Origin of the sequence: Pseudomonas sp. FEN, assembly GCF_904067045.1 — a bacterium.
Lineage (GTDB): Bacteria > Pseudomonadota > Gammaproteobacteria > Pseudomonadales > Pseudomonadaceae > Aquipseudomonas.
This window is the reverse complement of the sequence record NZ_CAJFDC010000036.1, coordinates 827872-841584: the sequence shown is the minus strand read 5'-3', so window position 1 is coordinate 841584 and position 13713 is coordinate 827872. Positions and strand designations below refer to the sequence as shown.

The window sequence follows — 13713 nt, the reverse complement described above, 5'->3', positions numbered from 1 at the left end:
CCGGGAGGCGATTGCCGTGGTTCAGGCCCTTGAACCTGAAAATTGCGGCCCCATATATCGGGCAGAAGCGCGGGTCGAGCTCGCGGACGATATTGAAAGGAGGTTTTTTATGGCTGACGAACAGACTCTGGATTCGCAAAATCAGGACGCCGGCTCGGCCGCGCAGGCGCAGGGCGACGACCTGGGCGCCCGCGTCCAGGTGCTCGAGGAGCAGTTGGCGGCGGCACAGGATCAAGGGTTGCGTGTCGCCGCCGACCTGCAGAACATTCGCCGCCGTGCCGACCAGGATGTGGAAAAAGCGCACAAGTTCGCCCTGGAGAAGTTTGCCGGCGATCTGCTGCCGATCATCGACAGCCTGGAGCGTGGCCTGGACCTGTCCAATCCGGACGATGAGAACATCCGGCCGATGCGCGAAGGCATCGAGCTGACCCTGAAGATGTTCCAGGACACCCTCAAGCGTTATCAGCTGGAAGCCATCGACCCGCACGGCGAGCCCTTCAATGCCGCCCTGCACCAGGCCATGGCCATGCAGGAAAGCGCCGATGTCGAACCCAACAGCGTGCTGAAAGTATTCCAGAAAGGCTACCAGCTCCACGGTCGCCTGCTGCGCCCGGCGATGGTTGTGGTCAGCAAGGCGGTGGCACCGGTTTCGCCGACGATCGACGAGCAGGCTTGAAATCGGCCGCAAGGCCCCCATCTACATGTCAAGCGTTTAAGTGCTACCACAGTTGGCCATAACCGCTGCGGTAAAAAAAATCAAAGTTTCGGGAGAGTGAAATGGGCAAAATTATCGGTATCGACCTGGGGACTACCAACTCCTGCGTCTCTATTCTTGAAAACGGCAAGGCCAAAGTGATCGAAAACGCCGAGGGTGCTCGCACCACGCCGTCGATCATCGCCTACGCCAATGATGGCGAAATCCTGGTTGGCCAGTCGGCCAAGCGCCAGGCCGTGACCAATCCGCATAACACCCTGTACGCGGTGAAGCGTCTGATCGGTCGCAAGTTCGACGAAGAAGTCGTGCAGAAAGACATCAAGATGGTCCCTTACAAGATCGCCAAGGCTGACAACGGCGATGCATGGGTCGAAGTGAACGGCCAGAAAATGGCGCCGCCACAGATCTCTGCTGAAATCCTGAAGAAGATGAAGAAAACCGCCGAAGACTACCTCGGCGAGGCTGTCACCGAAGCGGTGATCACCGTTCCGGCTTACTTCAACGACAGCCAGCGTCAGGCGACCAAGGACGCCGGTCGTATCGCCGGTCTGGACGTCAAGCGCATCATCAACGAACCGACCGCGGCCGCGCTGGCCTACGGTATGGACAAGGCCAAGGGCGACCACACCGTCATCGTTTATGACCTGGGTGGCGGTACCTTCGACGTGTCCGTGATCGAGATCGCCGAAGTCGATGGCGAGCACCAGTTCGAAGTGTTGGCCACCAACGGTGACACCTTCCTTGGCGGTGAAGACTTCGACATTCGCCTGATCGACTACCTCGTCGACGAGTTCAAGAAAGAAAGCGGCATGAACCTCAAGGGTGACCCGCTGGCCATGCAGCGCCTGAAAGAAGCCGCTGAAAAAGCCAAGATCGAGCTGTCTTCGGCTCAGTCGACCGACGTCAACCTGCCGTACATCACTGCCGACGCCACCGGTCCGAAGCACCTGAACGTGAAGATCTCCCGCGCCAAGCTGGAAGCGCTGGTCGAAGACCTGGTTCAGCGCACCATCGAGCCTTGCCGCATCGCGCTGAAGGACGCCGGTATCGACGTCGCCAAGATCAACGACGTGATTCTGGTCGGCGGTCAGACCCGTATGCCGCTGGTGCAGAAGCTGGTGACCGACTTCTTCGGTAAGGAAGCCCGTAAGGACGTCAACCCGGACGAAGCCGTTGCCATGGGTGCCGCCATCCAGGGCGCCGTTCTGGCCGGTGACGTGAAAGACGTTCTGCTGCTCGACGTCAGCCCGCTGACCCTGGGTATCGAAACCATGGGTGGCGTGATGACCGCGCTGATCGAGAAAAACACCACGATTCCGACCAAGAAATCGCAAGTGTTCTCGACTGCCGACGACAACCAGGGCGCCGTGACCATTCATGTCCTGCAGGGTGAGCGCAAGCAAGCCGCGCAGAACAAGTCCCTGGGCAAGTTCGACCTGGCCGAGATTCCACCGGCTCCACGTGGCGTGCCACAGATCGAAGTGACCTTCGACATCGACGCCAACGGCATCCTGCACGTTGGTGCGAAGGACAAGGCTACCGGCAAAGAGCAGAAGATCACGATCAAGGCCAACTCGGGTCTGTCGGATGACGAAATCCAGCAGATGATTCGCGATGCCGAGCTCAATGCCGAGGAAGACCGCAAGTTCGAAGAGCTGGCCAGTGCTCGTAACCAGGGTGATGCCCTGGTTCACTCGACGCGCAAGATGGTTGCCGATGCCGGTGACAAAGTGACTGCCGAAGAGAAGGCGGCGATCGAGGCGGCCGTGGTTGCCCTGGAAGCTGCTGTCAAAGGCGACGACAAGGCGGCGATCGAAGCCAAGGTCGAGGAGTTGTCCAAGGTCTCCGCGCCCGTGGCTCAGAAGATGTACGCCGAGCAGGGCGCCAAGCCTGAGGCCGGTGCTCAAGCGGCCCCGGAAGAAGCCCACAAGGATGACGTCGTCGACGCTGAGTTCGAAGAAGTCAAAGATCACAAGTAATCCACTTGCTGGTCGGCCGGTTGACTGCGCTTGAGCGGTGACTGGTAGGATGTCGCCGCGCGGGAGCTTGCTCCCGCGTTGGCGTGTCTGGAATAGGCAAATTTTTACAGCATGCGACAGCGTTCGGGTGCTGATAGTAGGGGCGGGACCGTTCCAGTCGGGTGTCCCGAACATCCTCAAGAGTGCAAAGAATCATGGCAAAGCGTGACTATTACGAAATTTTGGGGGTCGAGCGTAGCTCCAGCGAGGCGGACCTGAAGAAAGCTTACCGCCGCCTCGCGATGAAGCATCACCCGGACCGTAATCCGGATGACAAGGCGTCGGAAGAACTGTTCAAAGAGGCCAACGAGGCCTATGAAGTGCTTTCCGATTCCAGCAAGCGTGCGGCTTACGACCAATACGGCCATGCTGGCGTCGATCCGAGCATGGGGGGTGGCGGTGCTGGCTTCGGCGGGCAGAACTTCTCCGATATCTTCGGTGACGTGTTCAGTGATTTCTTTGGTGGCGGTCGCGGTGGTTCCCGCGGTGGCGCACAGCGCGGCAGCGACCTGCGCTACACCCTGGAGCTGAATCTGGAAGAGGCGGTGCGCGGTACGACCGTCAATATCCGCGTGCCGACGCTGGTCAACTGCAAGCCGTGTGATGGCTCCGGGGCCAAGAAGGGCTCCGCGCCGATCACGTGTCCGACCTGCGGCGGTATTGGCCAGGTACGCATGCAGCAAGGCTTCTTTTCGGTGCAGCAGACCTGCCCGCGCTGTCATGGCCAGGGCAAGATCATTTCCGATCCGTGCGATTCCTGCCATGGTCAGGGGCGTGTGGAAGAGTACAAGACCTTGTCGGTCAAGGTGCCGTCGGGCGTCGATACTGGCGATCGTATCCGTCTGTCTGGCGAAGGCGAGGCGGGGACGCAGGGTGGTCCGACCGGCGACCTGTATGTCGTGATCAATGTGCGTGAGCACGATATTTTCCAGCGCGACGGCAAGCACCTGTTCTGCGAAGTGCCGATCAGCTTTGTCGACGCGGCCCTTGGTGGCGAGCTGGAAGTGCCGACCCTGGACGGTCGCGTCAAGTTGAGGATTCCGGAAGGTACCCAGACCGGCAAGCAGTTCCGTCTGCGCGGCAAGGGTGTTGCGCCGGTGCGCGGTGGCGGTGCGGGTGACCTGATGTGCCGTGTGGCGGTCGAGACGCCGGTGAACCTGAGCCGTCGCCAGCGTGAGCTGCTGGAAGAGTTCCGTGCTTCCCTGGACGGCGACAGCTCTCATTCACCCAAGGCCAGCGGTTGGTTCGAAGGCATGAAGCGCTTCTTCGGCGACCTGTAAGGAGCTTGGCATGCGACGTATAGCTGTGATGGGCGCCGCCGGGCGCATGGGCAAGATCCTGATCGAAGCGGTGCGGCAGCGTGCGCCGCTGACCGCTCTGACGGCGGCGATCGTGCGTCCCGGCAGCTCGTTGGTCGGTGCGGACGCCGGCGAGCTGGCTTCGCTGGGGCGCATCGGCGTGCCGTTGTCCGAGGGGTTGGCGGCGGTGGCGGATGAGTTCGATGTATTGATCGACTTCACGTTGCCGGAGGTGATGCTGCAAAACCTGGCGTTCTGCCGCAAGGCGGGCAAGGCCATGGTGATCGGTACCACTGGTCTGAGCGCCGAGCAGAAGCAGTTGCTGGTGGCGGCGGGCAGGGACATTCCTATCGTCTTCGCGGCCAATTTCAGTGTCGGGGTCAACCTGTCGCTGAAGTTGCTTGAGTTGGCCGCGCGGGTGCTGGGGGAGGATGCGGATATCGAGATCATCGAGACGCATCACCGGCACAAGGTTGACTCGCCTTCGGGAACGGCCGTGCGCATGGGCGAGGTGATCGCCGATACGCTGGGGCGTGATCTGCGGAAGGTTGCCGTTTATGGTCGCGAGGGGCATGTCGGTGCGCGGGCGCATGACACCATCGGCTTTGCTACCGTGCGTGGTGGTGATGTGGTGGGTGATCACACCGTGCTGTTCGCCACTGAAGGCGAGCGCCTGGAGATCACCCACAAGGCCTCGAGTCGCATGACCTTCGCCAAGGGGGCGGTGCGTGCGGCGTTATGGCTGGATGGCAAGGCGCCAGGCCTGTACGATATGCAGGATGTGCTCGAGCTGCACTGACAGGTCCGACGCAGTGCTTGCTGTGAGAATCGGCTTGCCGGCGATGAGGCCCTGAAGCCTTGTGGTGCCCTGACGGGCACCATCGTCGTCCACGGGTTATGGCGCGCTCTGCTCTTGTTTTACACCGTTTGGCGACGTCCTGTCGCATTCCCTGGCCTTTTCGGCTCATTAGCGGTGGATTAAAAAAGCCTTTTTCTGTAAGCTACAGCTTTAGTGTGTCCACTAAAAGCGCGCAGAATAATTCAGTGAACGAGCGGGGTGACGTGTCCATACGTCACTCCGCTTTTTTACAACCTGCGATCGCCCTTTCAGGCTTTATTTACGGGAGGTCTTCTTGACTAAGCCAGCCATACTCGCCCTTGCTGATGGCAGCATTTTTCGCGGCGAAGCCATTGGAGCCGACGGTCAGACCGTTGGTGAGGTGGTGTTCAACACCGCAATGACCGGCTATCAGGAAATTCTTACCGATCCTTCCTACGCCCAGCAAATCGTTACCCTGACCTACCCGCACATCGGCAACACCGGCACCACGCCACAGGATGTCGAGTCCAATCGTGTCTGGGCGGCCGGCCTGGTCATTCGCGACCTGCCCCTGGTAGCGAGCAACTGGCGCAACACGATGCCCCTGTCCGATTATCTGAAAGCCAACAATGTGGTGGCTATCGCGGGTATCGATACGCGGCGCCTGACCCGCATCCTGCGTGAAAAGGGTTCGCAGAACGGCTGCATCATGGCCGGTGACAATATTTCCGAAGCGGCGGCGATTGCCGCGGCGCAGGGCTTCCCTGGTCTGAAGGGCATGGACCTGGCGAAAGTCGTCAGCACCCCGCAACAGTACGAGTGGCGCTCCACGGTCTGGGACCTGAAGACCGACAGTCACGCGACTATCGAGGCCTCCGAGCTGCCCTACCATGTAGTGGCCTACGACTACGGCATCAAGTACAACATTTTGCGCATGCTGGTCGAGCGCGGTTGCCGGGTGACGGTCGTGCCGGCGCAAACCCCGGCCAGCGCCGTACTGGCTCTGCAACCGGACGGCGTGTTCCTGTCCAACGGCCCGGGCGATCCGGAGCCTTGCGACTACGCTATCCAGGCGATCAAGGACGTGCTGGAAACCGAGATCCCGGTGTTCGGCATCTGCCTGGGTCACCAACTGCTGGCCCTGGCCTCCGGCGCCAAGACCCTGAAAATGGGCCACGGCCATCACGGTGCCAACCACCCGGTCCAGGACCTGGACACCGGCGTTGTCATGATCACCAGCCAGAACCACGGTTTTGCCGTGGATGAAGCGACCCTGCCGGGCAATGTCCGGGCGATTCACAAGTCGCTGTTCGACGGATCCCTGCAAGGCATCGAGCGCACCGACAAGAGCGCGTTCAGCTTCCAGGGCCACCCTGAAGCCAGCCCGGGCCCGAACGACGTTGCACCGCTGTTCGATCGCTTCATCAATGAGATGGCCAAGCGTCGCTGAGCCTCTGGATAACACCCTGGGCGGCCCCGCAGCGCGGCGGCCCCCTCGGTCTCTTCAAGGATTGTTCAACGGCTTGCCGACTGACCCGCGGATTTGAGTGACAAACCCATGCCAAAACGTACAGACATAAAAAGCATCCTGATTCTTGGTGCCGGCCCGATCGTGATCGGCCAGGCCTGCGAATTCGACTACTCCGGCGCCCAGGCCTGCAAGGCTCTGCGCGAAGAGGGTTACCGCGTCATCCTGGTGAACTCCAACCCGGCCACCATCATGACCGACCCGGCCATGGCCGACGCCACCTACATCGAACCGATCAAGTGGCAGACCGTGGCCAAGATCATCGAGAAAGAGCGTCCGGACGCCCTGCTGCCGACCATGGGTGGCCAGACCGCCCTGAACTGCGCCCTGGACCTAGAGCGCGAAGGCATCCTGGAAAAGTTCGGCGTGGAAATGATCGGTGCCAACGCCGACACCATCGACAAGGCCGAAGACCGTTCGCGTTTCGACAAGGCGATGAAGTCCATCGGCCTGGCGTGCCCGCGTTCCGGTATCGCCCATAGCATGGAAGAGGCCAACGCGGTTCTCGAGCGGCTCGGCTTCCCGTGCATCATCCGGCCGTCCTTCACCATGGGTGGTACCGGTGGCGGTATCGCGTACAACCGTGAAGAGTTCGAAGAAATCTGCGCTCGCGGCCTGGATTTGTCGCCGACCAAGGAACTGCTGATCGACGAATCGCTGATCGGCTGGAAAGAGTACGAAATGGAGGTTGTCCGCGATAAGAAGGACAACTGCATCATCGTCTGCTCGATCGAGAACTTCGACCCGATGGGCGTGCACACCGGTGACTCGATCACGGTGGCGCCAGCCCAGACCTTGACCGACAAGGAATACCAGATCCTGCGTGACGCCTCCCTGGCGGTATTGCGCGAGATCGGCGTGGAAACCGGCGGCTCCAACGTTCAGTTCGGCATCTGCCCGAACACCGGGCGCATGGTGGTCATCGAAATGAACCCGCGGGTATCGCGTTCCTCGGCACTGGCATCGAAAGCCACCGGCTTCCCGATTGCCAAGGTCGCGGCCAAGCTGGCCGTGGGTTATACCCTCGATGAGCTGTCGAACGACATCACTGGCGGCAAGACCCCGGCGTCCTTCGAGCCGTCCATCGACTACGTCGTGACCAAGCTGCCCCGCTTCGCCTTCGAAAAATTCCCGAACGCCGACGCCCGCCTGACCACCCAGATGAAATCGGTGGGTGAAGTCATGGCCATCGGCCGGACCTTCCAGGAATCCCTGCAGAAAGCACTGCGCGGTCTGGAAGTAGGCGTTTGCGGTCTGGACGAGAAGCTCGATCTGAGCAATCCGGAGAGCATGAGCGTGCTCAAGCGCGAACTGACCGTGCCGGGTGCCGAGCGTATCTGGTACGTGGCTGACGCCTTCCGTGCCGGCCTGAGCGTCGAAGAAATCTTCGGCATGAACATGATCGATCCCTGGTTCCTGGTGCAGATCGAAGACCTGATCAAGGACGAAGAGAAGGTCAAGACCCTGGGGCTGTCGGCCATCGACCGCGACCTGATGTTCCGCCTCAAGCGCAAGGGTTTCTCCGACCAGCGCCTGGCCAAGCTGCTGGGTGTGACCGAGAAAAACCTGCGGACTCATCGGCACAAGCTGGAAGTGTTCCCGGTCTACAAGCGCGTCGACACCTGCGCGGCCGAGTTCGCCACCGACACCGCCTACCTGTACTCGACCTATGAAGAAGAGTGCGAAGCCAACCCGTCGACCCGCGACAAGATCATGATCCTCGGCGGCGGCCCCAACCGTATCGGCCAGGGTATCGAGTTCGACTACTGCTGCGTGCACGCGGCCCTGGCGCTGCGCGAAGACGGCTACGAGACCATCATGGTCAACTGCAACCCGGAGACCGTCTCCACCGACTACGACACCTCGGACCGCCTGTACTTCGAGCCGGTGACCCTGGAAGACGTGCTGGAAATCGTCCGCGTCGAGAAGCCCAAGGGCGTGATCGTCCAGTACGGCGGCCAGACCCCGCTGAAACTGGCGCGCGCCCTGGAAGCCGCCGGTGTGCCGATTATCGGTACCAGCCCTGACGCCATCGACCGTGCCGAAGACCGCGAGCGCTTCCAGCAGATGGTCGAGCGCCTGAACCTGCGTCAGCCGCCGAACGCCACCGTGCGCAGCGAAGACGAAGCCATCCGGGCCGCTGGCAAGATCGGCTATCCGCTGGTGGTGCGTCCGTCCTATGTACTGGGCGGTCGGGCGATGGAAATCGTCTACAAAGAGGAAGAACTCAAGCGCTACCTGCGCGACGCGGTGCAAGTGTCCAACGACAGCCCGGTGCTGCTGGACCACTTCCTCAACTGCGCTATCGAAATGGACGTGGATGCGGTCAGCGACGGCACCGACGTGGTGATCGGCGCGATCATGCAGCACATCGAACAGGCGGGCGTGCACTCCGGTGACTCCGCGTGCTCGCTGCCGCCGTACTCGCTGCCGGCGCACATCCAGGACGAGATGCGTGAGCAGGTCAAGAAAATGGCCCTGGAACTGGGTGTGATCGGCCTGATGAACGTGCAGTTGGCGTTGCAGGGCGAAGACATCTACGTCATCGAAGTCAACCCGCGCGCCTCGCGTACCGTGCCGTTCGTCTCCAAGTGCATCGGTGTGTCCCTGGCGATGATCGCGGCCCGTGTCATGGCCGGCAAGACCTTGAAGGAGCTGGGCTTCACCAAGGAAATCATTCCAAACTTCTTCAGCGTGAAAGAGGCGGTGTTCCCCTTCGCCAAATTCCCTGGCGTGGACCCGATCCTGGGCCCGGAAATGAAGTCCACGGGTGAAGTGATGGGCGTCGGCGACACCTTCGGTGAAGCCTTTGCCAAGGCTCAGATGGGCGCCAGCGAAATACTGCCGACCGGCGGTACCGCGTTCATCAGTGTGCGCGATGATGACAAGCCACTGGTTGCAGGCGTGGCCCGTGATCTGATCAACTTGGGCTTCGAAGTGGTGGCAACTGCCGGCACGGCCAGGGTGATCGAAGCGGCCGGGTTGAAAGTGCGCCGGGTCAACAAAGTGACGGAAGGTCGTCCGCACGTCGTCGACATGATCAAGAATGACGAAGTCACCCTGATCATCAATACGACCGAGGGCCGCCAGTCGATCGCCGACTCGTACTCCATTCGTCGTAACGCGCTGCAGCACAAGATCTACTGCACCACCACCATTGCTGCTGGCGAAGCCATCTGCGAAGCGCTCAAGTTCGGTCCGGAAAAGACCGTGCGTCGCTTGCAGGATCTACACGCAGGATTGAAGGCATGATCAAATACCCAATGACCGTCCAGGGCGCCAAGGCCCTGGAAGAGGAGCACGCCCACCTGACCAAGGTCGTCCGTCCCAAGCTGAGCCAGGACATCGGTACGGCCCGCGAGTTGGGTGACTTGAAGGAAAACGCCGAATACCACGCCGCTCGCGAGCAGCAGGGTATGGTCGAGGCGCGGATCCGTGACATCGAAGGCCGCATGCAGAATGCGGTGATCATCGATGTGACGACTATTGCGCACACCGGCAAGGTGATTTTCGGCACCACGGTGGAAATCGCCAACGTCGAGACCGACGAAAGCGTGGTCTATCACATCGTGGGTGAAGACGAGGCCGACTTCAAACTCGGCAAGATCTCCGTCGGCTCGCCGCTGGCCCGTGCCTTGATCGCCAAGGAAGAGGGTGATGTGGTGGTCGTCAAAACGCCGGGTGGCGTTATCGAGTACGAGATTGTCTCAGTCCGCCATATCTGAACGAAGGCGCCCGCTGCGTGCGGGCGCCATGCTCTGGCAACTGACCCAGATGCTCTGGGTTGGCGGCTTGTGGCTGCTGCACATCGGCTTGCTGCCGGTGTTGGCGCAAATCGGCCTGGCACCGCTGTTGATCGACGAGATCAATAGCCTGCTGGGCTCTTTATTGATAGGGTTTGCAGCGGTCTGTGTGATCGTGCAGACCCTGGTGTTGCTCCAGGCCGAAGGCCGGGCAAGCCTGTGGCGCGATACGCGCGGGCAATTGCTGCTGCTGTCGTTGTATGCGTGCGGGATGTATTTCGCGGTGCGAACCTGGCTGCCGGAGGCGTCGCGCTGGCAGTTGTTCAGTTACCTGATTCTGGGCCTTTGCGGCCTGGTGCTGGTGCTGCAGCCGGTGCCGGGCGAGAGTGGCAGGGTACGCGCCGCGTACCCTTGACCCGGTCCTTACGTCACTTGAAGCGATGGACGTTGGACAGTTGCTTGTTGACGCTGAAGTTCTTGCGATAGATCAGCGCCATCTTGCCGATGACTTGCACCAGATCCGCCTTGCCGGCCTTGCACAGTTGCGCAATGGCCTCCAGGCGCGATTCGCGGTCGAGGATATTGAGCTTGATCTTGATCAGCTCATGATCGCCCAATGCGCGTTCAAGCTCGGCTAACACACCTTCGGTCAAACCGTTGTCAGCCACGATCAAAACTGGTTTCAGATGGTGGCCAATGGATTTGTACTGTTTCTTCTGCTCTTGAGTGAGCGGCATAATCTGACCCCTGCGTCTGATCTTGTAAAAAGCGGCGGCCAGTTTACCCGAGCGCGTCCGGGACCGCCCAGTTAATCGCGATTCGACTATTTTTTTGAGGTGGCCCGTGGCCCGTTCCAAAACTAGCCTTAACTGGCTGAAAGAACATTTCAACGATCCATTCGTCAAAATGGCGCAAAAAGACGGGTACCGCTCCCGTGCCAGCTACAAATTGCTGGAGATCCAGGAAAAAGACCGGATCATCCGTCCGGGCATGAGCGTGATCGACCTCGGCGCGGCGCCGGGTGGTTGGTCCCAGGTGACCAGTCGTCTGATTGGTGGCCAGGGGCGCCTGATCGCCTCCGACATCCTGGAAATGGACAGCATCCCCGATGTGACCTTCATCAAGGGCGACTTTACCGAGGATGCCGTGCTGGCTCAAATCCTCGAAGCGGTGGGAAATTCCGAGGTTGACCTTGTGATTTCCGATATGGCCCCCAATATGAGTGGTACACCTGAAGTGGATATGCCGCGTTCAATGTTCCTTTGCGAGCTGGCACTTGATCTCGCAGGGCGCGTCCTACGCCCAGGTGGTGATTTTCTGATCAAGGTTTTCCAGGGCGAAGGCTTCGACGAGTACCACAAGAACATGCGCAAGCAGTTCGACAAGGTGCAGACGCGCAAGCCGACGTCTTCCCGCGATCGGTCCCGCGAGCAGTATCTGCTGGGTCGTGGCTTTCGTGGGCGGAGTGAGTGAAACGAGGTTTTTGGCCCGGGGCGATAGGTTTTTCGTATTTCGCCCTGTGAGAATAAGCGCATATTGTGTAGAGATTGTTTCACAAAGGGTTACAGACGGCGCCTGCAGGATCTGTAGGTAATGTAGTAAGTTATGCCGGTGAATATCATGCGAAGCGCGCGCCAGTAGCGGATCCCGCTTCATGAGGGTAGTTAATTGAACGATATGGCAAAGAATCTGATCCTGTGGTTGATCATCGCGGCTGTCCTGGTGACGGTGATGAACAACTTCTCCAGTCCTAACGAGCCACAGACCCTCAACTATTCCGACTTCATCCAGCAGGTCAAGGATGGCAAAGTCGAGCGCGTGGCCGTGGACGGCTATGTGATTACCGGCAAGCGCAACGATGGCGACAGCTTCAAGACCATTCGCCCGGCGATCCAGGACAACGGCCTGATCGGCGACCTGGTGGACAACCACGTGGTGGTCGAGGGCAAACAGCCTGAACAGCAGAGCATCTGGACCCAGTTGCTGGTCGCCAGTTTCCCGATCCTGGTGATCATCGCGGTGTTCATGTTCTTCATGCGCCAGATGCAGGGCGGTGCGGGCGGCAAGGGCGGGCCGATGAGTTTCGGCAAGAGCAAGGCGCGCCTGCTCTCGGAAGACCAGGTGAAGACCACCCTGGCCGACGTCGCCGGTTGCGACGAGGCCAAGGAAGAGGTCGGCGAGCTGGTCGAGTTTCTTCGCGATCCGGGCAAGTTCCAGCGCCTGGGCGGGCGGATTCCCCGCGGCGTGCTGATGGTCGGTCCTCCGGGTACCGGTAAGACCCTGCTCGCCAAGGCCATTGCTGGCGAAGCCAAGGTGCCGTTCTTCACCATTTCCGGTTCCGATTTCGTCGAAATGTTCGTCGGTGTCGGTGCCAGCCGTGTCCGTGACATGTTCGAACAGGCGAAGAAGCACGCGCCTTGCATCATCTTCATCGACGAAATCGACGCGGTCGGTCGTCATCGTGGTGCCGGCATGGGCGGCGGTCACGACGAGCGCGAACAGACCCTCAACCAGTTGCTGGTGGAGATGGACGGTTTCGAGATGAATGACGGCATCATCGTGATCGCCGCCACCAACCGTCCCGACGTACTCGACCCGGCGCTGCTGCGTCCCGGTCGCTTCGACCGCCAGGTGGTGGTCGGCTTGCCGGATATCCGTGGTCGCGAGCAGATTCTCAAGGTCCATATGCGCAAGGTGCCGATGGGCGACGACGTCGCGCCAGGGGTGATTGCACGGGGCACCCCGGGCTTCTCCGGCGCCGACCTGGCCAACCTGGTGAACGAGGCTTCCTTGTTCGCCGCGCGCGCTGGCAAACGCATCGTCGAGATGAAAGAGTTCGAGCTGGCCAAAGACAAGATCATGATGGGCGCCGAGCGCAAATCCATGGTCATGTCCGAGAAGGAAAAACAGAACACCGCGTATCACGAGGCCGGTCACGCGATTGTCGGTCGCGTGGTGCCCGAGCACGATCCGGTCTACAAGGTCTCGATCATCCCGCGTGGGCGTGCGCTGGGTGTGACCATGTTCCTGCCGGAAGAAGATCGCTACAGCCTGTCCAAGCGTGCGCTGATCAGCCAGATCTGCTCGCTGTACGGCGGTCGTATCGCCGAAGAGATGACCCTGGGTTTCGACGGTGTTACCACCGGCGCTTCCAACGACATCATGCGGGCCAGCCAGATTGCCCGGAACATGGTCACCAAGTGGGGGCTGTCCGAGAAACTGGGCCCGCTGATGTATGCCGAGGAAGATCAGGAAGTATTCCTGGGACGTGGCGGCGGCGGTCAGAACGCCAGCTTCTCCGGCGAAACCGCCAAGCTGATCGATTCGGAAGTGCGCAGTATCATTGATCAGTGCTACGGCACGGCCAGGCAGATCCTGACGGAAAACCGCGATAAGCTGGACGCGATGGCGGACGCGCTGATGAAGTACGAAACCATTGATGCCGAGCAGATCGACGACATCATGGCGGGTCGCCCGCCACGCGAGCCGCGTGACTGGGAAGGCGGTTCGGGGACTTCGGGTACCCCGCCGGTGATCCAGAACGAGCGACCAGAAACGCCGATCGGCGGTCCTGCGGCTGATCATTAAGGT

At 60.6% G+C, this 13713-nt stretch carries 11 protein-coding genes; 10 read left to right on the top strand and 1 reads right to left on the bottom strand.

The genetic code is table 11. From position 1 onward, the window contains the following. Window positions 1–109 precede the first annotated feature (109 nt). The 8 genes from grpE (at window position 110) to PFEN_RS27375 (ending at window position 10537) form a co-directional block, all read left to right on the top strand. On the top strand, window positions 110–676 hold the full coding sequence (grpE, locus tag PFEN_RS27410) for a nucleotide exchange factor GrpE (protein WP_191489712.1): 567 nt from the start codon (window positions 110–112) through the stop codon (window positions 674–676). A gap of 101 nt (window positions 677–777) precedes the next feature. Next, window positions 778–2694 (top strand): molecular chaperone DnaK, encoded by a 1917-nt coding sequence (gene dnaK / locus PFEN_RS27405; protein ID WP_191489711.1) that lies wholly within the window; start codon window positions 778–780, stop codon window positions 2692–2694. Between the two features lie 194 nt (window positions 2695–2888). Then, entirely contained in the window at window positions 2889–4013 is a 1125-nt protein-coding gene (gene dnaJ, locus PFEN_RS27400; protein WP_191489710.1) for a molecular chaperone DnaJ, read from the top strand. Between the two features lie 10 nt (window positions 4014–4023). Further along, window positions 4024–4830 carry a 4-hydroxy-tetrahydrodipicolinate reductase gene (gene dapB / locus PFEN_RS27395; protein WP_191489709.1) on the top strand — a complete coding sequence of 269 codons (807 nt, stop codon included), beginning with the start codon at window positions 4024–4026 and terminating at the stop codon, window positions 4828–4830. Window positions 4831–5164: 334 nt separating this feature from the next. Continuing rightward, window positions 5165–6301: a glutamine-hydrolyzing carbamoyl-phosphate synthase small subunit gene (gene carA, locus PFEN_RS27390; RefSeq protein WP_191489708.1), complete on the top strand. Its 1137-nt coding sequence runs from the start codon at window positions 5165–5167 to the stop codon at window positions 6299–6301. Window positions 6302–6409: 108 nt separating this feature from the next. Continuing rightward, window positions 6410–9631 (top strand): carbamoyl-phosphate synthase large subunit, encoded by a 3222-nt coding sequence (gene carB / locus PFEN_RS27385; protein ID WP_191489707.1) that lies wholly within the window; start codon window positions 6410–6412, stop codon window positions 9629–9631. Next, the gene (gene greA, locus PFEN_RS27380; RefSeq protein ID WP_191489706.1) at window positions 9628–10104 is read left to right on the top strand and encodes a transcription elongation factor GreA; all 477 of its coding nucleotides are present in this window, start codon (window positions 9628–9630) and stop codon (window positions 10102–10104) included. Before carB ends, greA begins: the two co-directional genes overlap by 4 nt. 28 nt (window positions 10105–10132) lie before the next feature. Beyond that, entirely contained in the window at window positions 10133–10537 is a 405-nt protein-coding gene (locus PFEN_RS27375) for an MFS transporter (RefSeq protein ID WP_191489705.1), read from the top strand. Between the two features lie 13 nt (window positions 10538–10550). Here the strand turns inward: PFEN_RS27375 and PFEN_RS27370 are convergent, their stop codons facing one another. Continuing rightward, entirely contained in the window at window positions 10551–10859 is a 309-nt protein-coding gene (locus tag PFEN_RS27370; protein WP_191489704.1) for a YhbY family RNA-binding protein, read from the bottom strand. Between the two features lie 106 nt (window positions 10860–10965). Here PFEN_RS27370 and rlmE point away from each other — a divergent pair, with 106 nt between their 5' ends. After that, on the top strand, window positions 10966–11595 hold the full coding sequence (rlmE, locus tag PFEN_RS27365) for a 23S rRNA (uridine(2552)-2'-O)-methyltransferase RlmE (RefSeq protein ID WP_191489703.1): 630 nt from the start codon (window positions 10966–10968) through the stop codon (window positions 11593–11595). 204 nt (window positions 11596–11799) lie between these two features. Continuing rightward, window positions 11800–13710, top strand: coding sequence for an ATP-dependent zinc metalloprotease FtsH (gene ftsH, locus PFEN_RS27360; RefSeq protein ID WP_191490267.1), 1911 nt, complete (start codon window positions 11800–11802; stop codon window positions 13708–13710). Window positions 13711–13713: the final 3 nt, after the last annotated feature.